Raw genomic sequence first — 25,795 nt, 5'->3', positions numbered from 1 at the left:
TTAAATAAAACTTCTGTAAACCGTTTTTCTAATTACAACATCAACTAATAATAACCCGAAAGCAAACCAGAGGTATGGCCTGTACTTTTCGGTATAGTTATAATATTTAAGCTCTTTTATCTCGGTTGTTTCAAGCTTGTTTATTTCCTGGTAAATAGATTCCAGCTTACTGTTGGAATTTGCCCTGAAATACTGTCCGTCTGTTTTCTTGGCAATCTCTTTCATAAGTGCTTCATCAATTTCCACTTTCATGGTTTGATAAACCCACTCGCCATTTGCTCTTCTTGCATAAGGCATTTGTGCCATGCCGTTAGTACCCAACCCAATGGTATATACCTTAATTCCGTATTCTTTAGCAATATCGGCAGCCATCCTCGGGTCTATAAATCCGGAGTTGTTTACACCATCTGTAAGTAATATTATTACGCGGCTTTTTGCCTTACTTTCCTTAAGCCTGTTTACGGCCGTGGCAAGCCCTACACCTATACCTGTACCATCCTGTAATACGGAATCGTCATAATTAACCGATTCAATTGCACTTTTAACCAGTTCCTTATCGCTGGTAACAGGGGTTTTAGTGTAACTCTCGGCTGCATATACAACTATACCGATACGGTCGTTAGGTCTTTCGTCCACAAACTTCTCCGCCACAGTTTTAAGTGCCTCAAGCCTGTTAGGTTTCAAATCCTTTGCAAGCATACTTCCGGACACGTCTATCGCCATAACGATATCTATACCACGAGTGGTTTTTGTCTTGCTGTCAACATCCACGCTTCTGGGCCTTGCCAGTGCCACTATCATGGCGCTCAATGCCAGTAACCTGAAAGCAAACAGTACAGGCTTTATTTTTGCCAATAGTGATGGCTTAACCTTAAACCCGTTTAACGAACTTATTTTTAACGTTGCCGTTTGTTGTCTTCTTTTCCATATGTACCAGCCTATTGCCAGAGGCAGTAATGTGAACAGCCAAAAGAATGCCGGATGTAAAAATGTTACGTCTTTCATCATTGTTGAGTACGTTTTCTAAATTCGACTGAGTTTTTAATCCTGTCCACTATTTTTGGTGCATATTCATCGGTTGTCGGGTACACCATGGTTACCTGTTGTACTCCGTTAGCCTGTTTGAAATAAAGTATTTCATAATCGTACTTAACTCCATCATCGCTCAATGGGTTTGGCATAACCATACTTCCAAAAGCCCTTAAACCTTCAGCGCCGTCAGCAGTACTGAAACTTTCCTGCTTAACCAGTATATCTTTTACCTTCATGGCTTCCCATTGCTTGGCAGTATCATCAAAAAGCATATCAAGTTTAATATCCACCTGCTGTTTGTAACTCACAGTAGAAACCATAACATTAAAGTTGCTGAACATAATACCATAGCTGAATATTTCCATATCCTTAACAATGGCAGCAGCATCTTTAGGCACCATTTTTTCGGTGTTCTGCCTTTTCAGCACTTTTGGTGTTTCTATTATCACACCAGGGTTACCATATTCACTTTTTACCCATTGCCCTTCTAAGAGTTCATTGGTTGGAGAAAAGTTATCCTTGATAAAGCTCATTCCCTTAAACACAAGGAAGCCAACGATAAGCGCCACCACTAAACCCATAGAACCTCCAATAATGATATTTCGCTTTCTTTTAGCTTTCTTTTGGCGCTGTTTTTCAAGCCAGGCAAGTGTGTGCTCTTCGTCCTCCTCTTTTTCTTCAGGTATGGATTTATCGATAACCACTATGGTTTTTTCTATTCTGTTACGGTCTTCTGCCACTTCAAACTCCATAGGTTTGGATTTTGCAAACTTCACCATATCGGCAGTGCGAAGTACCCTTTCCAGTTCTTCAAAAGTTTCACGGCTAAGCGACATCCTTTTACGCATTACCGCCTGCCTCATGGCTTCAATAAGTTCGCTTGTGGTACTTTCCATTGCAGGTACATGGATAGCTTCCTCAATGTAAGTACGGGCAATATCGGTAAGTTCGCTATAGTAATCCTTTATGGCTCCTTTTTGCAGAAGTTCTTTGCTTTCAAGGTTTCTAAGCTGAATGGTTGCTTTTTCTATAGGCGATTTAAATACAACCGGTGCCTGTTTAGGTTCTACCTTCTTGTTTTTAAAATACCTGTATGCAAAGAAGCCTGCAACACCTATTGCCGCTATCCCTAGTAAGATGTATAACCAAAGCCAACTCATTTTAGAATCGGCAGTTGCAACATCCTTAATGTCATACATTTTTTGTTTAAGGGTATCCACCTTTATATTGGTTACCTCTATGGCAAGTGAATCACTTTGAAAAGGCTCGCCGTCTATAATAACCGGAAGTCCCGGTACCACATAACGGCCGGAATCGAACTGTGTAAGTCCGTATTTTTTTATCAGTTCATACAGCGCACCTTTCTTTATCGTATCTGTCGGATAGGATTCCAATACTTCCAGTTGCCCAAAGGTTTTTCCTTCGGGAAAACCAACGGCAGAAGTACTGTCGACAGTAGCTTTTAAAGTAAGGTTAAACTGCGACCCGATTTTTATTTTGGTAGAATCTATACTGGTTTCTAACCGCTTTTGCTGCCCGAAAACGGTAACCGCAAAAAGCAGTAACAAAAACGTATATAATTTTGTTTTGGTCATCTTTATCATGATTATCAACCTAAACTATCGTGATTTAAAATAGCCCAGTAACTTAGTAACATACGACTCGTCTACACGCGTGCTTACCGCGCCTGCGCCACATCGGCTAAAGGTTTCCTTAAAGTATTTTACCTTATCCTGATAGTATTTTTCATACTCAAGCCTTACCTGCTTAGAACCTGTATTTACAAGCAGGGTTTCCCCTGTTTCGGCATCGGTCATGTTTACAAGCCCAAGGTTTGGCATTTGTTCCTCTCTCGGGTCATAAACCCTTACTCCGGTAATGTCATGTTTTTTAGCCGCTATTTTCAGCGTGTGCTCATAATCGGCTGCCATAAAATCGGAGATAAGGAAAACAATTGCTTTTTTCTTTAGCACACCAGAAAGGAATTTAAGCGCCTGTGCCACATCCGTCTTTTTACTTTTGGGCTCAAACTCAATAAGCTCGCGGATAATACGCAGTACGTGTGATTTTCCTTTTTTAGGCGGGATAAAAAGCTCTATCTGGTCTGAAAAAAGGATAAGCCCTATCTTGTCGTTGTTTTGTGTAGCCGAAAAAGCCATAGTTGCAGCAATCTCTGTAACTATTTCCCTTTTAAACTGGCTTTTGGTTCCAAAGCTTTCCGAACCGCTCACGTCTGCCATAAGCATCATGGTAAGTTCGCGCTCTTCTTCAAAAACCTTGATATAAGGCTCGTTATAACGGGCTGTTACATTCCAGTCTATAGCCCTTACATCATCCCCAAACTGGTACTGGCGCACCTCACTAAAGGTCATACCACGACCCTTAAAGGATGTATGATATTCACCCGAGAAGATATGATCGCTCAGCCTTCGGGTCTTAATCTCTATTTTACGTACCTTTTTTAATATATCTTTTGTATCCATAATCTTGCAGTGTAAAGTCTAAAGTTTTTAAAGTCATAAAGGCCTGTAGGCTTTCCTCTTTATGACATCTGACTTTATTACTACTATGGCACCTCAATCTGGTTCACTATCTTATTGATAATGTCCATAGAGGTAATGTTCTCTGCCTCGGCTTCATAAGTAATTCCAATCCTGTGGCGAAGTACATCGTGTACCACTGCCCTGACATCCTCCGGAATTACATAGCCCCTTCTCTTGATAAAGGCATAACATTTTGCAGCCAGTGCAAGGTTGATACTACCCCTTGGCGATGAACCAAAGCTAATAAGCGGTTTAAGGCTACTTAGGTTATATTGTTCAGGATAACGGGTTGCAAAAATCAGGTCAAGTATATATTTCTCAATCTTTTCGTCCATATATACTTCACGAACGGCCTGCTGTGCCCTTAAGATCTGCTCAAGTGTTACCACCTGGTTTACCTTATCAAAACTGCCGGCAAGATTCTGACGAATCACCTGACGCTCGTCTTCAATTTTCGGATAATCAATAACCGCTTTCAGCATAAAACGGTCAACCTGTGCTTCCGGTAACGGATAAGTACCTTCCTGCTCTACCGGGTTTTGGGTTGCCATTACAAGGAAAGGTTTTTCCAGTTTAAAGGTTTCTTCCCCAATGGTTACCTGCTTTTCCTGCATGGCCTCAAGTAATGCCGACTGCACTTTTGCAGGTGCCCTGTTAATCTCATCGGCAAGCACGAAGTTCGCAAAAATAGGCCCCTTCTTAATACTGAATTCGTTTTGTTTTATATTGTAGATCATCGTTCCCACCACATCGGCAGGAAGCAGGTCGGGTGTAAACTGTATACGGCTAAAGGATCCGTGTACTGCCTGCGAAAGGGTGTTAATAGCTAAGGTTTTTGCAAGTCCCGGCACACCTTCAAGTAAAATGTGACCCTGACCCAAAAGTCCTATCAAAAGACGTTCTATCATGTACCTTTGCCCAACTATAACCTTGTTCATTTCCATAACAAGCAGGTCTACAAAAGCACTCTCTCTTTCTATTTTCTCATTTATTGCCCTTATGTCTAAAGCGGCAGTATTTTCTTCCATATTATATAGAGTTTAGAAATGTGAAGTTAATAAGCTTTTTTTACATTACAAATTCATTGCCGAAATTCAATTTTTGTTGTTAACATAGTGTTAATGCTGCATCAAAATACCAACATAACTCTTAATCAGCTAATTGTTTTTATAATTTTAGCCTGAAACAAATAAAAATTCAATAAAAATAGCAGCAATTAAAACGGGTACTGCCCAAATAAAGTATATAAAAGTGTAAATTTATCACACTAAAAATCTTATTAAATACTTATGGATATTAATTTATCTCCCATCATAGCAGGAGCCATGAACTGGGGTGTTTGGAGCAGGAGCTTTACTACTGCCGAAATGGCAGAAATGATACACAGCTGCATCGAGTACGGAATAACCACTTTTGATCATGCCGACATTTATGGCGGATACACCACCGAAGCCGATTTTGGAAAGGCTTTCACTCAAAGCGGTATAAAAAGGGAGAATGTACAAATCATCTCTAAATGCGGAATACAACATACAATAGGTAACCGCAATAACAAGGTAAAACACTACGATTACTCTAAAGAATATATTATTAACTCGGCTGAGGCATCACTCAAATATCTGGAAACTGATTATCTGGACATTTTACTGTTGCATCGCCCTAGCCCGCTGATGAATCCGGATGAAATTGCAGAGGCTGTAGAAAAATTAAAAAAAGAAGGAAAAATAAGATATTTTGGTGTTTCCAACTTTACCAATTCGCAAACAGAACTGATTAAATCCCGTACCGAGGTTTACTGCAATCAGATAGAGTTTTCTGCTACCTGTTACGAGCCTATGCTTGACGGATCATTGGACTACATGACCCTAAACAATATAAAACCATTAGCATGGAGCCCTATTGGATGCATCTTTAAAGAAGACACAGAACAAACCCAGCGCCTTAAGAAACTGCTTATGGAACTGGTTGTGAAATATGAAGTTACTGCCGATGTAATATTACTGGCCTGGATACTAAGGCATCCTGCAGCAATCATTCCGGTAACGGGATCAACCAGTCCTGAAAGGCTTAAAAATCAAATGAAAGCAACCGAAGTTGAACTGGAACTGGAAGACTGGTTTGCCATCTGGACAGAAAGTATGGGGAATAAAGTACCTTAACAAACAACATACTAACTAATGTAACCACTATGAAAACAGCATTAATAACAGGAGCTACCAGCGGTATAGGCCGTGCAACGGCCACTTATTTTGCAAAAAACCATTTCAGGCTTATCCTTTGCGGCAGACGTGAAGAACGCCTGGCAGAGTTGCAGGATGAATTTTCGCCCCTTACAAGGGTTCATACCCTAAACTTTGATGTAAGGGATAAAGAAGCCGTAGCCGAAGCTATACAATCCATTCCCGAAGATTTAAAAAACATTGATATACTAATCAATAACGCGGGTAATGCACACGGCCTTGACCCTATTGAAAATGGCGATGTGGATGACTGGGATGCCATGCTTGACATTAACGTAAAAGGGCTTCTTTATGTTTCTAAAGAGGTAATTCCCGGAATGGTGGAACGTCGCAGCGGACACATTATTAACATTGGCTCTATTGCCGGAAAAGAAGTTTACCCTAACGGTAATGTGTACTGTGCCTCTAAACATGCGGTAGATGCCATAAACCAGGGCATGCGTATGGATTTAAATCAATATGGAATACGCGTGGGAGCAATAAACCCGGGACTCGTTGCAACAGAATTCTCTGAAGTACGTTTTAAAGGAGACAGGGAACGTGCCGAAAATGTTTATAAGGGCTATGCCCCGCTTAAAGCCGAAGATATTGCAGATATTATCACTTTTGTGGTAACAAGGCCTTACCACGTAAATATTGCCGATCTGCTTGTTTTACCTACAGCACAGGCAAGCGCCACAATTCTGCATAAAAAAGTTTAAGAAATATGATTAATAAGCGCCTTCTTATCAAAAACCTGCTTGCTCACAATGATGAGAGCAGTTTTTATGACAAGAAGCGCCAGCTTAATCTGCATACTAAAGAAGGAAAGGCAAAATTTGTTAAGCACATCTGTGCACTTTCAAATTCCAACCCGTCTAACAACTCTTATATTGTTGTGGGTGTTGAGGATCATGATAATGAAATATCGGGTACCGATTTCTATGACGACAGCCGTATACAAAACCTGGTTAATGCGTTTTTAGAAAACCCGCCAAGAATACAGTATGAGAACGTACCTTTTCCTCATTTACCAAAGGACAAGGTAGTAGGACTGGTAACCATTAAGCCCAACAACAAGATATCTTATTTCAAAAAGAACATCTATACTATACCCGGCGGCACCATATTTATTCGTTTAGGAAGTAACTCGACCCCTGTGGAGGAAGTGCCTTCACTAAACTACCAGAATACAGCCACGGTTATTGATATAGAAAATAATTCCCGTAACAGTATAGCCCATACACTTGAAGGTGTCCTGGACTTTTTAAATACCCGGCATAAGGATATGACCTCGGGTTATAAAGTGTTTAAGGAATTGTTTATTGTATGCTGGGCAGGCAATAAGAAAGTGGTTAAGGGAAAAACATATTACTCCCGTGTAGATATAGAGCTTATTAATGAGCAGGTAAAGTTATTTTACTCAGCCTTAGATGAAGTAAGTATTGATTATACAGATGATACTTTTTCCATTACCGAATATGTATCGTTAGGGCTTAATGACAAGACCAGTTATTATCCGCTGGAAGAAGTAAGTATTCATTTTCATGACAATGGTTATTATAAGATAAATTCAAACCTGTTATTTGACCCTCCGCAGTATAACCGCAAAATGATGTATCATATTTACAACGCCAATCTTGCTTTGCTGCATAAACTGGAAAAGGGTACACCATTATCTGAAAGGGAAAAGCGTGATATGGCCAACCTGCCTTCTACTTTTATGATTTGTTATCTTAACGGTTTTGAAGATGCAAAACAAAAGCTAATAGACGCAAAAGCACTCTTAAAAGCTCATGAAGACCCTGCTGTATATGTTTCCTTTAAAGAGGTAATGCGCGTACTACGCAAAATGAAATATGCATAAAAAAAGCAGGTTAAAACCTGCTTTTCTTCTTATTTCTTAATAAACTTATAGTTTACTGTTGTTGTTTCTGTTGTGAGCTTTATAATATAAAACCCGGAGTTAAGCGATTGTACATCTATGCTGCCCTGTAAACTATCCTGTTTAAGGCAAAGTTTTCCGTTTATATCATACACTTCAGCAAATGCAATATTCTCTCCGCTTTGTGAAGCTATATAAAGCCTTTCTGTTACCGGATTAGGATACAATACAAACTCAGCAGCATTAAATTCCTCATTCCCAAGAACAGATAAATAGGTAATGGCTGTATTAGTTATAATAGCTGGGTTAAAATCAAAATAAATGCGTGCCGTATTTTCAAAAGTATCCAATGCAGTTAACGATGTACCTGGTTTTATCCTGTAAGTTATAAAACCATGGCTGCCCAGTTCATCCGTAGTGCTGTCAGGAAGATGAATATTATTAAACTTAAACTCCAGTACATTTTCATGTCTTAAAACTGTGTAATCATGACTCGAGGCCAAGGGTTCAAATGTATCCCAGTCAAAATTATCGTCAAGGGTATTTTCAATCCTTACATTTATCGCATCAGCAGTTCCTGTATTTTGAAAACGGATAGTATAATGCATCCATTCAACCATTGCTTCAAGCGGAACAACAGATCCTTCATGTGCTGTTATGTCATTAGGATCAAATGAATTTACCATTACCTGTTCAAGGCTACTGCTATTGTCTGCGGGAGTACTCTCGTTTTCAAAAACCGTTACATTATTATAGAACCAAATAAACGCTCCTCCTTCATTTTCGGGCGGAGGCAATACAGAAAAATTAACCGGAATGTATTGAGTTGAATAAGCGTCCAAATTTGTTAAACCAAAACTCACAACATCACTGCTTAGAGTAGATGATGTATTGGGAGAACTGTCAAAGTCCAGCCTAACATCATTAAATTCAATTGTAGCTGTAGCAGTTGGTATTGATACAGAACCATTATTTGTTACCAATAACTGATAATTTGCAATAAATCCTGGTCTTGCCTGATTAACGGGAACCAAAGTAACACTTAAATCTGTAACTGCTTCGGGCTGCTCTAAACAAAAATCTACAGCAAAATCCTCATCAGAAGTAAAATCAAATGTATCTTCATAAACAGGAACATCACTAAATCCATTAGGCGCATTTATTTGAACGGAAACTGTAGCCACAGCATCTAAGATACCATAAAAACTATAATAGCCCTGATTATTTGTATAAACAGAATATTGCTCACTACCTATGGTTATAATCACTTCTGTATTTTCTATAAAACTGTCACACACTTCATCCCCGTCACTATCATAACTTACTACACCATCAAAGCCATTTAAAATATCAAAATAGAACGGGCCTGACCATGAACTCTGCAACGCTTCAGAACATATTGCCCTTACATAAAACCTATACTCACCCATATCCAGCTCAGTTGCAGTATAAATATTTTCATCAACGATAACACCTTCACCGGTAGGTGCAGCACCTAAAGGTAACACTTCAATTTCCCACTGACTTGCATTATTCGCTGACCATGTAAAAGTAGCAGATTCTAAGGTAATAGCAGAAACGCTTAAATTATCCGGAGGTATACAATAAGAAGCAAAAGATACATTATCCACTAACCATCTGTCAGCTTCATCACCTTCCATCACAAAAGCGAGATATATATTTTGCCCTGCAAATGTTGACGGTATAGGCACATATACCTCTTTATACTCAGAAAACACAGGATTAAGCTCAGGTTCTGTCCAGCTTTGAACAACCGTAAAGGAGTTTAGATCGGAAAGTTCGGCACCTTCGCTGGCCATCATAATTCTGTAATTACCTCCCTGGTCTCCTGCAAGGCTTTGTCTGGAATAAAAATGTAAAACAGGATTAGCCTCAGGTACAGTAACTAATGGTGTTACTAACCAGTCTATTGGTATCAGACCAGTGTCAGGAACATTTTCCCTCTCAATAAAAGCGGCATAATCACCTTCATAAGGAGGATAGATAGCATTTGCATCAATAATGATCTGCTTCCAGTGATGTAAAACGCCCGAACCATTTTCATAAACAGTCCAGCCTTCTGGTGGAAAAACTTCGCCTTCGAAGCCTTCAACATAAGGAGACTGGGCATAACAACTTAGGGATAACCCTAAAAAAGCGGTAAGGAGTTTTCTTTTCATAGCAAAAAAATTTAATTGGTTTACTGCTAAAATACAAAACTTTAACAATTCGCAATATTTACCTTTCTGTTATAATAAAGAGGCAGGTTTTAACCTGCCTCTTTACTTTTTATTTCTTGATAAACTTCTGATTTATTGTTTTCGTTTCCGTGGTAAGCCTTATAAAATAAAAGCCTGATTTAAGGGATTGTATATCTATACTTCCCTGTAAATTATCTTGTTTAAAACAAAGCTTACCGTTTATGTCATATACTTCAACAGCTTTAAGTTGCTCATTGTTTTGCATGTTAAAATACAACTTGTCTGTTGCCGGGTTAGGATATAAAGAAAGCTGAATATTAGTATCTTGATTTATACTTTTTGTCAAATCAATAAAACAAGGTATAGGCCTTACTTTATTAAAACACATATCAATGTTCACATCCGGCTGTTCATTGAAATCAACAAACATTGTTACCGGATCTATATCTTTGAAATTTTGCGGAGCTGTAACACTTACACTTACATTTGCTGAATTATAGAATAGCGGATAAAAACTGTAATACCCCGTATTATCTGTATAAGTAGTGTATTGTTGTTCGCCATCGTTTATAATCAGTATTACTTCAGCACCTTCCAGTCCGCTGTCACATTCTTTGTCATTATCACTGTCAAAACTTACAATACCTTCAATACCATTATACAATTCAAAATTGTACGGCCCTGACCACAAGCCTATGTTTGTTTCAGAACATACCGCTCTTACATAAAACTCATAATTCCCGGCAGCCAATCCCTCAACAGTATACGAATTTTGATTTACCAGCACTCCTTCGTTAGCAGGTACTTCATCTGAACCAAGAAGCTCAACTTCCCAAAGTGACTCATTTCCTCCTGTCCAACTTAAAGTAGCAGAATTAGGAGTTGTAGTAACCGCATTAAGGTTAGTAGGCAGTCCGCAATAATCTTCCTCAAAAGATACATTATCTATTAACCATCTGTCTCCATAATCAGCTTCCATTACAAAAGCATAATAAACCTGTTGCCCTACAAACTCTAAAGGCACAGGAACATATATTTCATTATATTCAGCTTGTACCGGATTGATTTCAAATTCAGACCACTGCTTTAATGTAATATAAGCATCAAGATTTCCAGGATCAGAATCAGTACTTATCATAAGTCTATATACACTCCCTTGATCTCCCTGTAGAGTAAGTCTGGAATAAAAATGTACAACAGGGCTGTCTCCTAAAACTGTTTTTAAGGAAGTTACCAGCCAGTCTTGTGGAACATCATTGATATTAGGTACATTTTCACGATCTATAAAAGCGGCATAGTCTCCTTCATAAGAAGGCAAAATAGGATTTTCCGGAAAGGTTTGTTGCCAAAACTTCATATATCCTGATCCATTGTCATACATAGTCCAGCCATCGGGTGGAAAGACTTCACTTTCAAAGCCTTCGACATCAGTTTGTGCAAAACATCCCAGCGAAATCGCCAGAAATAAGGTAAGGATTTTTGTTTTCATTATGTGGTTTTTAGTTTAAGGCACTAAAATACATTTTTTACTTATTTATATTAGCCACTCCAGTTTTATATTCATTTTAAATTTTCTTATCCTGTATTTTTCGTAAACTTGTAAAATGAGCAGAACACTTGTAATTGGTGATATACATGGTGCTTACAGGGCACTGGAACAAATACTGGAACGGGCGGCGGTAACCGAAAATGACCACCTCATTTTTTTAGGAGATTATGTAGACGGATGGGGGCAATCACCTGAAGTTATAGATTTTCTTATCCAGCTAAAGCAAAAATACCATTGCATTTTTATGAGGGGTAATCATGACGACCTCCTTTTAAAATGGCTGGTTACAGGGCAACATACCGAACAATGGTTTATGCATGGCGGACAGGTAACCACAGCTTCTTACCTGAAGGTAAGCGAGGAAAAGAAACAGCTTCACATACTTTTTCTGGAAAGCCTGGAAGATTATTATCTTGACGAAGACAACCGTCTTTTTGTGCATGCAGGATTTACCAATCTTAATGGCGTAAAGCACGAATACTTCAGCAAAATGTTCTATTGGGAAAGGACGCTTTGGGAAACCGCACTGGCATTAGACAAGTCTATGGATCCGAATGACCCGCTTTACCCCAAACGTTTCACCCTGTATAAAGAAATTTTCATAGGCCATACACCGGTAACCCGTATAGGCGAAACCACTCCTATAAACAAAGCCAATGTATGGAATATTGATACCGGAGCCGCTTTTAAGGGCCCGCTTACCATAATGGATGCCGATACTAAGGAATACTGGCAGAGTGACCCGGTATACAAACTTTATCCAGAGGAAAACGGAAGGAATTAATAATAAAAAAGACGGCTACGAGCCGTCTTTTACCTATCAGGAAAGTTCTTGTTTTTTCTTCTTTTCCTGCTTTTTGTCTGATTTATTTTTTTCAGACTTTTTATCCATTCCTTTTTTGGTTTTAACCCTTTTTATATGTTCATCCATAGTATCCATAAAACTATTGTTAAGACATACCTTTTTAGCATCAGTATAATACTGTATTGCCGTAGCATACATCTCAAACTTTTCATACAGCAAGCCTTTATAATATAACATAGAGGCTTTATCGATACCGGGAACTCTTAATCCCGCATCTATAATTGCGAGTGCTTCTTCCAGCCTTCCTAAATTTATTAAAAGCCCCGCCAGATGACTATATACCGGAGAATAATCCCTATCAAGGTACAATGCCATCCTGTAATAGTACTCGGCTTGCTTATAATCTTTTAACTGCTCTTCATAAATAAGTCCCATAAGGCAATGCGCTCCCGCATGCTCATCATCGGCTGCAATTACATACTGCAGTTTTTCTATACATTCTTCCACATTAAAAGGGTAATTATCCAATGCCTGGATATACATCACTTCATAGGTACTAATTCCCATTGTTATTGTCTTTTTGCTGCTTTGCAGCAATTAATTTTATCCTTTGTCCATTCGGACTATTTTTGGCATAAACATTCCTATCACATCTATAAGTTCGGTTTGGTTAGCCATTACTTTGGTAATATCCTTATAAGCCATAGGAGCTTCATCCATTCCTGCACCTAAAAGCGTAACCCCGTAGTCGTTGAGTACCTTTTTAAGGTCGCTTCGCGTAAGTGTCCTTTTTGCCTCAGAACGCGATAACACCCTGCCTGCACCATGAGATGCCGAACTTAGCGACAACGGATTTCCTTTGCCTTTTACTATATAACCAGGTGCGGTCATAGAGCCCGGTATAATACCCAGTACATTTTTTTGGGCAGGTGTTGCTCCTTTTCTGTGTACTATCAGCTCTTCCCCATCAATTATTTCCTTCCAGGCAAAGTTGTGGTGGTTTTCCACTATAGCCAGAGGCCTTGCTCCTAGTTCCTTTGCTATCCTTTTATGGATATCATGGTGACATGCCGAGGCATAATCTCCGGCGAGGTTCATGGCCAGCCAGTACTCCTGTCCGTCATGCGTGTTAAGATCCAGCCAAGCCAAATGCTTCGCTTCCTTAGGCAGTGGTGTTTGCTTCATAGCCAGATAAGTATACTGCTTGGCAATGTTGGCACCAAGCCCCCTTGATCCGCTATGGGAAAGCACTCCTACATACTGCCCGGGAGGTATTTTAAGCACATCATCCTGTGATGTTACCTCAATGATACCAAACTCCACAAAGTGATTACCTCCGCCCGAAGTCCCCAACTGTTTATAGGCCTTATCCTTAAGTTTCTTTACAAAAGGAATATCCTTAAACTCGCTCCTTTCAAAAATCTCATGATCATTGGGCCTGCCATGCACTTCACTCATACCAAAACGAGTTTGCTTTTCAAGTATGTTTACATACTTATCCTTATGCCCTTCTATAAACGAAGGTTTAATATCATACACGCTAAGGCACATCCTGCAGCCAATATCTACCCCCACGCCATAAGGTATTACCGCATTTTCGGTAGCCAGTACACCCCCAATAGGTAAACCGTAACCGTGATGCGCGTCGGGCATAAGAGCACCCGCTTTAGATACAGGCAGTTTAAGGGCCGTATATAACTGATCTTTCGCACTGCTTTCAATCTCATTTTCACCAAAAATGGTAAACGGTGCACGGTTAGCATTCAGTTTCCTGAATTCGGTTTTCTTTACATCGGTAAGTGTTTCGGCTATTTTCCCGAATATGCCATCCTGTTTAAACTGCTCAGGAGCATGGAGGACTTCCTTAAGCATCCTGAGCACTTTTTCTTTAGGCTCCCGCTTATAATGTTTAAGCATAGCTGCTATTGCAATACTTATTGATTTATTTTGCGGGTATCCTATATCTATGAGGTCTTTACCTCTTAATTTTAATTTTGCCATAATTTTTACTTTTTAAATTAAGCCAGGCATATTATTATGCCTGACTGCATTTAGCAATAAGCCACAAGATTTTAATAACAGCTACTATTATATAGGCAATATCCCTTTCACTTGTTGACTCCTTAAAACCTGCATCTCTGTAAGGTTCATAATTCTCGATATGCATCTGCATTGGCTCATTATGTATAGGTACATAAAAATCATAATCAGCAGAAAGCCCTTCCTGTTTGGCCCATTTAATAATCACCTCATTGGCTTTTTCACTAATCATTTCATTATACCTGGCCTGTGCCTGAACTATTTCTTTAGCAACAACATCAACTTCAATGGTAGCAAGCCTTTCAAACTCGCTATTTTCATGAGTAAATTTCCTCAAAGAGAAAATAGCCGATTCGCCACCTGCACAAGCATCTGTATAATCGGCCACACAGTGAGACATCTCATAACCTTCCTCATATATTGCTTCAGAGTTTGTTAACTGTACAATGCTAAATACAACATCTTCTTCCTCAATATAAAAGTTAGTTATTGCTGCTGGTTTCCATTGGTTATAGCTTTCCGCAACTTTTCTCTTCAACATCTCCCTTTCCCATTCAACCGCTTGCCTCAATAAAGCGTCCCATGTTCTGCCTCTCATGCCGAATGTAGCATTTTGGACTCTCATGTAGAATATATATTCTAAAACCGTTTGAAACACATCCAGGCTAATCTCACCTTTTACAGTAGCAAAAAACTTCACCAATGCTGTCCTGAAGGTTTCGTTTTCAAAACTTTCACTCAAAGCAGACCACGCAATTAGTTCAGCCCTTTGTTTTTCAGCGCCAAAACCTAAAGCCTGCGCCCTCCTTATGGCTTTTTTTAGAGACATATCGCTTGGCGTATTCCTGAATTCGTGAGCCATTTTAGCTGTGAACGTAACAGGAAAACCACTAAGTTTCTTAATACTGTCTCCCCTACCCATTTGGATATACCACAACATATGTACTTTGTTCTCCTCGCCAAAAGCATTTACCATAAACTCAGGAACATCATACTGTGCGAAACAGTGTTTTACAAAATTCTTTAACTGGTCTTCTGCCGTAAAGCCTTCTTTTTTCCAGGCATCAACACTCCTAACCATCTTATTACCAAAAAAACTCATGTTTGCCAAGACCCCTATAAATTCAGGGTTTCTTAGCATGGTATAACAACCTTCACTGTATATGTGAATAAGTATACCTTTAAAGGTTTCCCTTCTCCAAACATGGTTAACGGCACTCATTGTTGAGAAATAGTAACAAATAGCACTTTCTATTGTCGTTCCTTTCCCAATAAGATCCTGCGGCTGTTTACTGGCCCTTTCTACAATGGCAACAAAACCTGTCGCCCTTACTTCCATAGCTGCCATAGCCATTGTTACTTGTGTTTCCATAGTTTTACTGCTTTACGGCAGCACTTTTAGGTGATGCCTGTTGTTGTGATTCTAATCATTTATTGTTTTTTAAATCTTTGCTTAAATAAAAAGCCCGATTCAATTAAGAACCGGGCTTACCTAATATAAAGGTACTATTCCTCCTTTCAGGAATTATCCGGTTCAAAAAATACAGTACCTGTCCATGACTGGTTGCTGATTATCTGTATGTTGTCGTTACATTTTTTCATTGCATAAAAAAAGCCCGGAGCTTTTCAGTTCCGGGCTTGCGTATTATAGATTTGCTGTCAGACTATCTAAAAAAACTGTGCGCAATAAAACCCGGCACCATTACAGGGAAATTTCCTGCAAGATCGTTTTGGTATGTAGATTTTATTAAACGCATTGTTATTATTTTTTTCTGTTATTTTTTCGTTTCGAGCTGCAAATGTAAAGTAATTTCCTAATAAACAAAATTTTCTCCTTTATTTAAATTTAGAATAAATAACTAATACACAAACATATACATATAAAGTCCTATATTTTACTGGAAAAGAGTACTTGAACGTGTGTTATAATTTGGTTAAAACAATTTTTAAAAACACCCTCTGTAAACATTCTTCGTAAATTAGTACTATACACCTGATTTACAACCATGAGTATTATTGACAAATACAACCATATAAGAAAGAGAACAGAAGATATTTGCAGTGTTCTTACTACAGAGGATTATATACCGCAACCCGTAAATTTTGTGAGTCCCCCCAAGTGGCATCTTGCTCACAGCAGCTGGTTTTTTGAGGAATTCCTATTAAAAAAACACCTGCCGGACTATAAAGTTTACAACGAGGACTTCTGCTTTTTATTCAACAGTTACTACAATACGGTAGGCAATCGCACTTTTAGAGCCGAACGCGGGCACATAACCCGTCCTACCGTTTCTGAGGTATACGATTACCGCAATTACATTGATATGCACATGCAGTTGCTGTTACAGCTCAAGGATCCACAGGTTCATGAACTGGTGGAACTAGGCCTTAACCATGAACAACAGCACCAGGAGTTATTGCTAACCGATATAAAATACATTTTGGGATGTAACCCGCTGTTCCCTGTTTACAACGAAAACCTTGAATGGGAGAATCAGGAGAATAGTCAATCGGGATATATTTCTTTTCCCGAAGGAATCTATGAAATAGGGTTTAATGGTGACGGGTTTAGTTTTGATAACGAGCACGGCAGGCATAAAGTATACCTTGAAGCATTTGAAATATCTCAGGCACTGGTAACAAATGCAGAATATCTGGACTTTATTAATGCCGGAGGCTACCAAAACTTTAATTACTGGCACGACGAAGGCTGGGCATGGGTAAATGAAAACCATATTGAGGCTCCGTTGTACTGGCATAAAATAGATAACGAGTGGCACATGTTTACGATGGCAGGACTGCAAAAAGTAAATCCGGATGCTATAGTAACACACATCAGTTTTTATGAGGCCTGGGCTTATGCGGAATGGAAAAAAATGCGCCTCCCTACGGAGTTTGAGTGGGAAGCAGCTGCCCTTCAACTGGACTGGGGGAAACGATGGGAATGGACAAACAGCGCTTACCTGCCTTATCCTCACTTTGCAAAACCCGAAGGGGCGATAGGCGAATATAACGGAAAGTTTATGGTTAATCAGATGATTTTGCGAGGTGCTTCCTCTGCTACTTCTAAAGACCATAGCCGAATTACTTACAGAAACTTTTTTCACGCAAACGAACGCTGGCAGTTTACCGGTATCCGTTTGGCAAAACGATAAAAAATGAACACAAGCACACTTACCGCCTTTGCAGAAGACATACTGGAAGGGCTTAAAGCAGAAGAAAAATATATCCCGTCTAAATATTTTTATGACGACAACGGCAGCCGTATTTTTATGCAGATCATGAAAATGCCAGAGTACTACCCCACAGGCTGTGAGTTTGAAATACTTACAGGACAATCGGGCCACATACTGGATTCACTGCAGTTTAAAGGTCCGTTTAATATTGTGGAATTCGGGTCTGGAGACGGAATGAAAACAAGGCAGATGCTGAAAGCTTTTCTGGACAAAGGTGCCGATTTTACTTATATCCCGATAGATATTTCTCAGGAAGCGCTTGATGCACTGGAAAAGAACATTACATCGGCACTGCCGGAAGTAAAAATGAATTCTCAAACAGGCGATTATTTTGAGGTACTTGAAAATATGCAGGATACAAAAACCCCAAACCTTTTTCTGTTTATGGGAGGAAACATAGGCAATTACCTGCACGATGAATCTGCCGAACTGCTTAAAAAGTTTAATGCCGGAATGAAAAAGGGAGACATGCTGCTTATGGGTATGGACCTGCAAAAAAACCCTCGTATTGTTCAAAAAGCGTATGACGATCCGCACGGTATTACCAAAGCTTTTAACATGAACCTTCTAAAGAGGATAAATACTGAACTGGATGCCGATATTAACCTGGATCAGTTTGACTTTTACAGTTTTTACAACCCCGAAAACGGCGAAGTACATACATACCTGATAAGCCTTAAAAAGCAACGATTTTACAGTAAAGTACTGGACACTGAATTTTCTTTTGACAAAGACGAAATGATCTGGACAGAGCTTTCAAAGAAATTCAGCCTTGAGGAAATATCAGGGTTAGCTAAAGAAACGGGATTTGAAGTAGTTAAGAATTTTATGGATTGCAGGCATTATTTTACCGACACCTTATGGATTAAAAAATAAAAAAAAGGCTGCCAATTGGCAGCCTTTTTACACATAACAACTTAACAAATTTAATTACAAATCAAAACGGATACCTTGTGCCAATGGCAGTTCAGATCCGTAGTTTATTGTGTTGGTTTGTCTTCTCATATATGCTTTCCATGCATCAGAACCACTCTCGCGGCCTCCGCCTGTTTCTTTTTCACCACCAAAAGCACCACCAATTTCAGCACCCGAAGTACCTATATTTACATTGGCAATACCACAATCAGACCCTGCCTGAGAAAGGAATAGTTCCATCTCTCTCATGTTTTGAGTAAAGATTGAAGATGAAAGACCCTGCGGAACATCATTTTGCATTGCAATAGCTTCCTCAAGGTTAGTATATTTCATTACATAAAGTATTGGGGCAAATGTTTCGTGCTGTACGATCTCAAAGCTGTTCTTAGCCTCAATAATACATGGTTTAACGTAGCATCCGCTTTCGTAACCTTCACCCTGCATTACACCGCCTTCAACAATTACTTTACCGCCCTCTGCTTTTGCTTTCTCAATTGCCTCAAGATAATTCTTTACAGAATCCTTATCAATAAGCGGCCCTACGTGATTATTACTATCAAGAGGGTTACCTATTTTTAACTGGCCGTAGGCATTTTTAAGTACATCAATAGTTTTATCATACATACTTTCGTGAATAATAAGCCTTCTTGTTGTAGTACAACGTTGTCCTGCAGTACCTACTGCGCCAAACACAGCGCCCACAAGTACCATGCTTAGATCAGCATGTTCAGACACTATAATGGCATTGTTTCCTCCAAGCTCAAGGATAGTGTTACCAAAACGCTCTGCAACTGTTTTAGATACATGACGGCCCACACGTGTAGAACCTGTAAACGATACTAACGGTAAACGTTTGTCAGTATTCATACGATCTCCGTTTTCCCTGCCGTTTATTAAACAGCTAACACCTTCGGGAACATTATTTCTTTCTAATACTTTTTGTATAATATTTTGGCATGCGATACCACATAATGGAGTTTTTTCGCTTGGTTTCCAAACACAAACATCACCACATACCCAAGCCAGCATCGAGTTCCAGCTCCATACCGCTACCGGGAAGTTAAATGCAGATATAATACCTACTATCCCTACCGGATGGTACTGCTCATACATACGGTGCATTGGCCTTTCACTATGCATTGTAAGTCCGTAAAGCTGACGTGATAAACCTACTGCAAAATCACATATATCTATCATCTCCTGAACCTCACCTAAACCTTCCTGAAGGCTTTTACCCATTTCATAAGAAACAAGCTGTCCCAGCGGCTCTTTGTATTTACGAAGTTCTTCACCCATCTGGCGAACAATCTCACCTCTTTTTGGTGCAGGAATAAGCCTCCATGTTTTAAAAGCTTCCTGTGCTTTTACCATAGCTGCTTCATAATCTTCCTTAGTAGAAGATTTTACTTTTGCAATAAGGGTACCGTCTACCGGAGAGTAAGATTCGATAATCTCGCCGTTAGCGAAACTGTTACTCCCTGTTGATGTACCATTGTTTATTTCCTTTATGCCCAGTTTTGAAAGGGCTTCCTGAATACCAAACTGATCAGTAAGTGTTGCCATTTTTTAACTTTTATGCTTTTAAATGTTATATTTTACAAATATATGCCTTTTTTAATTTTAATCATTAAAAGTGGCATTTTGTTTATAAAATAGTAATAGGAGGCTATAAAAATCAGGATTAAAATAAGTTTTTACTATTCAGAGTATAAACTTTGACAGTCACTTAAAAAACTGATATAAATTAGATATCACAAAATACAAATACTACCTTTTAGTTGTAAATCTTGAGTCGGCTTCCATAACTGTACCGCATTTTTTACAGGTTCGCAGTTGTTCATTATTGTAAAAATGTTCAAAATGAGGCAAAAAGTCCTTTTCAATATCATGAAGTTCAAAATACACCTCATGCAGTTTGTTATTGCAGTTTTCACAAAACCATAAAAGCCCGTCGGTAAAGCCTCTTCCTGCACGTTTTCTTTCCACCACAAGACCTATAGACCCTTCACTTCTAACAGGCGAATGCGGCACCTTACCCGGGTGCAGGTAAATATCCCCCGCATTAAGTTCCATTTCCTTACGCTCTCCATTTTCCTGAATAATTACTTTAATCCTTCCTTCCAGCTGATAGAACAGCTCTTCGGTTTCATTATAATGATAATCCTTACGGGCATTAGGCCCTGCAACTATCATCACAATATAATCATCAGAAAGCGGATAGATGTTTTTGTTTCCTACAGGCGGTTTTAAAAGATGGCGGTTTTCGTCAATCCATTTGTTAAGGTTAAATGGTTTCATGGCTCCCATGATAAGGCTTTTTAAATTTTACACTAAGGTACGCAAAATGAAAAACAGGATTAAATGTTTTTACATTTCTTTTATGAGATATATAAAAACAGGAAAATGGTCGCTGTAGCCTACTACCCCATCCCATGTTCTAAGCGGATAGCCCTTGTATTTTCCACTGGTTTGTGTAATGTATGTTTTGTTATAAATTCCTGCTTTCCAAAATTCCAGAGAGGAAAAATCATCATGTATCAACGGCTCGGAGAGTATAATCTGGTCAAAAATATCCCAGCTGTCCCTATAGGCTACAGATCCCATTCCGCTTCTAATCATATCTCCCATTGGGTTATACAACTGTTGCGTTTTTACCTGCTCCCTTCTGTCATTTGCAGCGAGTTCCTTACGCACACTGTTATTGTACGGACCATCATTAAAATCGCCCATGGTTATAATCTTAGCCTGTGGGTTAATGGCAAAAAGGGAGTCTACAATCTTTCGGTTAAGCTTGCCAGCCGCATCCCTGTAGGGCTTGGTTTTTTTTTCTCCTCCCCCTCTTGACGGCCAGTGACTCACAATAAAATTAAATTCTTCCCCGTCTAACAATCCGGAAACAAGCAACTGACTTCGGGTAAAATATTTATGTGTTTTTACGGTGCTTAGTGTGTCGGGCGAATCCACTATCCTTCCTTTTTCATCCAGAGTAAGCACTAAAGGAATACTCTTGTAACTCTCGGGCCTGAATTTTTTCTTATCATACAGCAACGCTACATCAATTCCCCTTCTGTCGGGCGAATTAAAATGTATAATACCGTAGCCGGTATTTATTAGCTTAGTGTTCTTTACCAGGTCTTCCAATACCATCCTGTTCTCCACCTCGGCAAGTCCTATAATACTGGGCGGTTCGGTATTGGTTTCCTTACCTATGTCTGCCAGCACAGCGGCAATATTATCCAGTTTCTTCTGGTATTTTTCCGTATTCCAGTAGTAGTCACCATTAGGGAGAAATTCCTCATCGTTGGTTTTGGGGTCGTTTATGGTATCAAATAAATTCTCCACATTGTAAAAAGCTACGGTGTGTACCATATACTTCTTCTCTCCTTGTGCAAAAACACAGGAAAACCAAAATAAAACCAAAATGCTTATAGTAATTTTTCTCCTCATTCAGTAAAATTTAAAACAAGCTTGTTTTCAAAGTTAAAATTTATTGGCAAAAAATCTATATTTACAGCTTTAAGAAATTACTTACCAAGCACCTTACCTACTAATGAAAAAACTGCATGCCAGCTTTTTATTCATATTATTCTCTATTGTCTGTTATGCACAGCAAACGGCACTCGTACAATGCAAAGTGCTCGAAATGCAAAGCGGCAACCCCATAGAAAATGCAATAGCCACATTACAAAGCACCAACCAGACGGCAATTACGAATTCCGAAGGTGTTTTTATACTGGAAGTCCCTGCAGGAAAACAGGTTTTGGTAATAAGCAGCAGCGGATATATTTCGCAGACCTATAACCTAACCGTTGTGCCAGAAAGGAAAATGGACTTGGGAATAACCCTTCTTGAATCCGACCTTACAGCCGAACAGCAGCTCAGTCTTATTACCCTTACCGAAGATGATTTAAACGATAACATTGTTTCCGATAATACTTCAGGATTATTACAGGCCTCAAAAGATGTACTGCAACAGGCTGCTGCCTATAACTGGTCTCAGGCACGATATAAAAGCCGTGGACTGGAAAGCCAGTATGCCACCACATTGATAAACGGGGTGACGATGAATAAAATAAGTGACGGACGGCCACAATGGAACAACTGGAGCGGACTTAATGATGCGACCCGAAATCAGGAATTTAGTTTAGGCACCACAGCATCCGATTATACTTTCGGTGGACTTTTAGGTACTCAAGAGATTAATACCCGTGCATCGGTTTTCAGAAAAGGATCAAGAATTTCCTTTACTTCTACCAATACATCCTACAATTGGCGCACTATGGCAACCTATGCTTCGGGGATGAATAAAAAAGGAATTGCCTATGTAATTTCCGCTTCACTCAGATGGGCAGAAGAAGCTAATTTTGAGGGAATCGATTACGGCGGCAACTCACTTTTTGTAAGTGTGGAAAAAACGCTTAATGATAGCCACGGCCTTAACTTTACGGGAATTTATGCCCAAAGCAGCCGCGGTAAAAACTCTGCCAACACTCAGGAAGTAACAAATCTTATGGGTGAAAAATATAATTCTTATTGGGGTTACCAAAATGACAGGAAAAGGAATTCACGCGATATTGATATTGAAGAGCCGATACTCATGCTCACCCATTATTACAAAATAAACAGCCATAACAGCCTTCAGTCTAACATAGCATATCAGTTTGGTAAAATAGGCAACAGCCGTATCGATTTTCAGAATGTCGCCAATCCCGATCCAGCTTTTTATCGCAACCTGCCCAGCTATTATAATTCGCAGTACAATAACAACCCTTCATCAGTACCTGAGGAGGCTTATCAACCGGGAGGACTGGGCGGTGTGTATACAGGCAACAGCCCCGAAAATATGGCATTAAGCCAGCAGGCATTGCAAAGTTTTACAGCAAACCCGCAGGTTAACTGGAACAACATGTATCTTGCCAATACCCGTGCGGTAACAAACAGTAATAATATTGAAACCGGGCGTGTTGCCGATGTAAGCAAATATGTTTTATATGAGGATAGAAATGATGACAGGACATTAACCGTAAACTCCATATTACAATCGCAGTTATCAAATAATATTCTTTTTAATGCCGGTGTTTCATTTAAAAAACTAAAATCACACAATTATCAAAAACTGTTGGATTTACTGGGTGGCAGTTATTATAACGATATTGACCCCTTTTTTACCGGTAATCAGGCACAATCCGATCTTAATAATCCAAACAGGACTGTTGGCGTAGGCGATACCTTTGGCTACAATTACAATCTATATGCAACTCAGGCCGATGCTTTTACACAGTTTAAATTCCTGTATAAAAAAACCGATTTTTATCTTTCACAAAGCTATTCCCGTTCAGACTATCAGAGAGAAGGCATGTACCGAAATGGTATTTATGCCAATAACTCTTTTGGCAAGAGCGAAAAAGTATCGTTTGATAATTTCGGTTTTAAAGGTGGTTTATTATACAAATTAACAGGAAGGTTAATGTTTGCTGTAAACGGCCTTTATACGACAAAAGCGCCTGCTCTACGCAATACTTTCCCCAATGCCCGGCTGAACAACACTATAGTTCCGGAAATAGCAGCTGAGAATATTGCTTCTGTAGATGCTGCCTGTATAATCAGAATTCCAAAACTCAAAGCCAGGCTTACGGCATTCTATACTCAGATAAATAACACTACCGAAACATCTTTCTTTTTTGCAGAGGGCATCTATCAGGGAGAGAATGCAGAAACTAATGCTTTTATAGCAGAAACCGTTATAGGTTTAAATAAAAGAATGATGGGAACCGAGCTGGGTGTTGAGTACAGTTTCAACACAACATTAAAAGCCCTTTTTAGCTTTGCTTACGGTCAGTATACTTACAGCAGCAACCCAACAGTATATGTAAATAATGATGCCTTTGCCTCATTACAACAGGAAGTAAATCTTCCCAATACAGCCACTTCGCCCACTACAAATTTTGGGGAATCACAACTTAAAAACTATAAACTCCCGGGAATGCCACAGCAGGCCTGTTCGTTAGGATTTGAGTACAGAGATCCTAAATATTGGTGGATTGGCGCTAATGCCAATTACCTTACCGGAAGCTATCTTGATATTTCTGCACTGTTACGAACAGATAATTTCTTTAAAAACCCACAGGATGCAAACGGATTTCCTTTTCCCGAATCCACTCAGCAACGAGCGAAGGAACTTCTTAAACAGGAACAGTTTGATGATATATTCCTGATGAATATAGTAGGCGGAAAATCGTGGCGGGTTAAGAAGAAAACCTATCTGGGCTTTTTTGCCAGTGTAAACAACGTATTCAATAGTATTTATAAAACCGGAGGCTATGAGCAGGCACGTAATGCCAATTACAGGCAATTGAATCAGGATGTTTCCAGTGGCACGCCTTCATTCGGTCCCAAATATTTTTACAGCTACGGATGTACTTTTTACCTAAATATCTATTACAACTTCTAATCATGAAAAAATATATAATTTTACTGCTTACATTATCTCTTGTATCCTGCATAAACGATGATGATTATAATATTCCCAATCTGGAATGCACAGAAACCTCATTGGTAAAAACAATAGAGCCTCAGGATATTGTCGCAACAGGAAATATTCAGGAATATACTGCCAATGATATTATCGAAGCTTATGTGACCTCAAGCGATGAAAACGGTAACTTTTATAAGACCATTTCTTTTCAATCGACAGACGGATTGTTTGGTTTTAATGCTTCTGTTGATGCGACATCCACTTTTGTGAGCTACGAACCGGGACGTAAAATATTAATTAAACTTGAAAACACTTATTACAGAAATTACAATGGTTCACTTCAAATAGGTAATCTTTCTGTTTACAATGGTTTCGCTACCATAACAGGATTTTCCGCTTACGAATATAGCTCGATACTTAACCGTTCGTGTACCGTGGTTGATGAAGAAACAATGGTTCAGCATATTTCTATAACTGAACTTCAGGATGACAGTTACTTAAACAGACTTGTGGAAATAAACAACATTCAATTTACTGATGATGCTATTGGACAGGCGTTTTATGATGCCGATAATGATATTGGCGGAGGAACAAATTATTTGCTTACTGATGAAAGCGGAAATACACTGATTTTCCGTACCAGCAGCTTTGCAACATTTGGAGGAAATACTGTCCCTGAAAATAGTGGTAAGGTTAGGGGCATTTTAACCAAATATGGCACTACGTACCAGTTTATGATACGCACTATTGAAGATTTAAAATTAACTGAAGAAAGGTTTTAAAATAAAAGCCCCGCACTAAGTACAGGGCTTTAAAAACTATGTAATAAATAATAAAATGAAAAATTATTTCTTCACGATCACAAATTCTGAGCGTCTGTTCTTAGCGTGCTCTT

At 39.1% G+C, this 25,795-nt stretch carries 20 protein-coding genes; 8 read left to right on the top strand and 12 right to left on the bottom strand.

The window, feature by feature from the left end; genetic code table 11:
- From NU09_RS13955 to NU09_RS13940, 4 genes are all read right to left on the bottom strand, one after another.
- On the bottom strand, nt 1–1,005 hold the full coding sequence (locus NU09_RS13955; protein WP_129752072.1) for a vWA domain-containing protein: 1,005 nt from the start codon (nt 1,003–1,005) through the stop codon (nt 1–3).
- Nucleotides 1,005–2,627, bottom strand: coding sequence for a hypothetical protein (locus NU09_RS13950; protein WP_129751918.1), 1,623 nt, complete (start codon nt 2,625–2,627; stop codon nt 1,005–1,007). Before NU09_RS13950 ends, NU09_RS13955 begins: the two co-directional genes overlap by 1 nt.
- A 24-nt stretch (nt 2,628–2,651) precedes the next feature.
- Nucleotides 2,652–3,515 (bottom strand): DUF58 domain-containing protein, encoded by an 864-nt coding sequence (locus NU09_RS13945; RefSeq protein ID WP_129751917.1) that lies wholly within the window; start codon nt 3,513–3,515, stop codon nt 2,652–2,654.
- Nucleotides 3,516–3,598: 83 nt separating this feature from the next.
- Entirely contained in the window at nt 3,599–4,603 is a 1,005-nt protein-coding gene (locus NU09_RS13940) for an AAA family ATPase (protein ID WP_129751916.1), read from the bottom strand.
- A 261-nt stretch (nt 4,604–4,864) separates the two neighbouring features.
- On the opposite strand from NU09_RS13940, the gene NU09_RS13935 reads away from it, so the two are divergent.
- The 3 genes from NU09_RS13935 to NU09_RS13925 are packed head-to-tail and all read left to right on the top strand — an operon-like array spanning nt 4,865 to nt 7,661.
- Nucleotides 4,865–5,734, top strand: a complete 870-nt coding sequence (locus NU09_RS13935; RefSeq protein WP_129751915.1) for an aldo/keto reductase family oxidoreductase — start codon at nt 4,865–4,867, stop codon at nt 5,732–5,734.
- 29 nt (nt 5,735–5,763) lie between these two features.
- Nucleotides 5,764–6,516 carry an SDR family NAD(P)-dependent oxidoreductase gene (locus NU09_RS13930; protein ID WP_129751914.1) on the top strand — a complete coding sequence of 251 codons (753 nt, stop codon included), beginning with the start codon at nt 5,764–5,766 and terminating at the stop codon, nt 6,514–6,516.
- A 5-nt stretch (nt 6,517–6,521) separates the two neighbouring features.
- On the top strand, nt 6,522–7,661 hold the full coding sequence (locus tag NU09_RS13925) for an ATP-binding protein (RefSeq protein WP_129751913.1): 1,140 nt from the start codon (nt 6,522–6,524) through the stop codon (nt 7,659–7,661).
- A 29-nt stretch (nt 7,662–7,690) separates the two neighbouring features.
- On the opposite strand, the gene NU09_RS13920 is transcribed toward NU09_RS13925, so the two are convergent.
- Complete coding sequence (locus tag NU09_RS13920; protein WP_129751912.1) at nt 7,691–9,859, bottom strand: T9SS-dependent choice-of-anchor J family protein; 2,169 nt, start codon at nt 9,857–9,859, stop codon at nt 7,691–7,693.
- 109 nt (nt 9,860–9,968) lie between these two features.
- Entirely contained in the window at nt 9,969–11,369 is a 1,401-nt protein-coding gene (locus NU09_RS13915; protein ID WP_129751911.1) for a T9SS-dependent choice-of-anchor J family protein, read from the bottom strand.
- Between the two features lie 115 nt (nt 11,370–11,484).
- Here NU09_RS13915 and NU09_RS13910 point away from each other — a divergent pair, with 115 nt between their 5' ends.
- On the top strand, nt 11,485–12,213 hold the full coding sequence (locus NU09_RS13910) for a metallophosphoesterase family protein (protein WP_129751910.1): 729 nt from the start codon (nt 11,485–11,487) through the stop codon (nt 12,211–12,213).
- 36 nt (nt 12,214–12,249) lie between these two features.
- Here the strand turns inward: NU09_RS13910 and NU09_RS13905 are convergent, their stop codons facing one another.
- Genes NU09_RS13905 through NU09_RS13895 form a run of 3 tightly spaced genes read right to left on the bottom strand, consistent with a single transcriptional unit; the run spans nt 12,250 to nt 15,646 of the window.
- A complete protein-coding gene (locus NU09_RS13905) occupies nt 12,250–12,801 on the bottom strand; it encodes a tetratricopeptide repeat protein (RefSeq protein ID WP_129751909.1) in 552 nt (183 codons plus the stop codon).
- A 36-nt stretch (nt 12,802–12,837) separates the two neighbouring features.
- On the bottom strand, nt 12,838–14,235 hold the full coding sequence (locus NU09_RS13900; RefSeq protein WP_129751908.1) for an RtcB family protein: 1,398 nt from the start codon (nt 14,233–14,235) through the stop codon (nt 12,838–12,840).
- Between the two features lie 34 nt (nt 14,236–14,269).
- Nucleotides 14,270–15,646: a PcfJ domain-containing protein gene (locus NU09_RS13895; RefSeq protein WP_129751907.1), complete on the bottom strand. Its 1,377-nt coding sequence runs from the start codon at nt 15,644–15,646 to the stop codon at nt 14,270–14,272.
- Between the two features lie 634 nt (nt 15,647–16,280).
- Here NU09_RS13895 and egtB point away from each other — a divergent pair.
- Nucleotides 16,281–17,429, top strand: a complete 1,149-nt coding sequence (gene egtB / locus NU09_RS13890) for an ergothioneine biosynthesis protein EgtB (protein ID WP_129751906.1) — start codon at nt 16,281–16,283, stop codon at nt 17,427–17,429.
- Between the two features lie 3 nt (nt 17,430–17,432).
- On the top strand, nt 17,433–18,386 hold the full coding sequence (locus NU09_RS13885) for an L-histidine N(alpha)-methyltransferase (protein WP_129751905.1): 954 nt from the start codon (nt 17,433–17,435) through the stop codon (nt 18,384–18,386).
- Between the two features lie 54 nt (nt 18,387–18,440).
- Here the strand turns inward: NU09_RS13885 and NU09_RS13880 are convergent, their stop codons facing one another.
- The 3 genes from NU09_RS13880 to NU09_RS13870 form a co-directional block, all read right to left on the bottom strand.
- Nucleotides 18,441–19,988 (bottom strand): aldehyde dehydrogenase family protein, encoded by a 1,548-nt coding sequence (locus tag NU09_RS13880; RefSeq protein WP_129751904.1) that lies wholly within the window; start codon nt 19,986–19,988, stop codon nt 18,441–18,443.
- 204 nt (nt 19,989–20,192) lie between these two features.
- The gene (locus NU09_RS13875; protein ID WP_129751903.1) at nt 20,193–20,732 is read right to left on the bottom strand and encodes a 3-hydroxyanthranilate 3,4-dioxygenase; all 540 of its coding nucleotides are present in this window, start codon (nt 20,730–20,732) and stop codon (nt 20,193–20,195) included.
- 60 nt (nt 20,733–20,792) lie between these two features.
- Nucleotides 20,793–21,872: an endonuclease/exonuclease/phosphatase family protein gene (locus tag NU09_RS13870; protein ID WP_129751902.1), complete on the bottom strand. Its 1,080-nt coding sequence runs from the start codon at nt 21,870–21,872 to the stop codon at nt 20,793–20,795.
- Nucleotides 21,873–21,975: 103 nt separating this feature from the next.
- Here NU09_RS13870 and NU09_RS13865 point away from each other — a divergent pair, with 103 nt between their 5' ends.
- Together NU09_RS13865 and NU09_RS13860 are read left to right on the top strand one after the other, a co-directional pair.
- Nucleotides 21,976–24,876 (top strand): carboxypeptidase-like regulatory domain-containing protein, encoded by a 2,901-nt coding sequence (locus NU09_RS13865; protein ID WP_129751901.1) that lies wholly within the window; start codon nt 21,976–21,978, stop codon nt 24,874–24,876.
- 2 nt (nt 24,877–24,878) lie between these two features.
- Nucleotides 24,879–25,682 carry a DUF5689 domain-containing protein gene (locus NU09_RS13860; RefSeq protein WP_129751900.1) on the top strand — a complete coding sequence of 268 codons (804 nt, stop codon included), beginning with the start codon at nt 24,879–24,881 and terminating at the stop codon, nt 25,680–25,682.
- Nucleotides 25,683–25,795: the final 113 nt, after the last annotated feature.

It is taken from the genome of Flavobacterium beibuense, assembly GCF_004151245.1.
In the GTDB taxonomy this organism is placed as follows: domain Bacteria; phylum Bacteroidota; class Bacteroidia; order Flavobacteriales; family Flavobacteriaceae; genus Flavobacterium; species Flavobacterium beibuense_A.
This window is presented reverse-complemented; position numbering and strand designations above follow the sequence as displayed.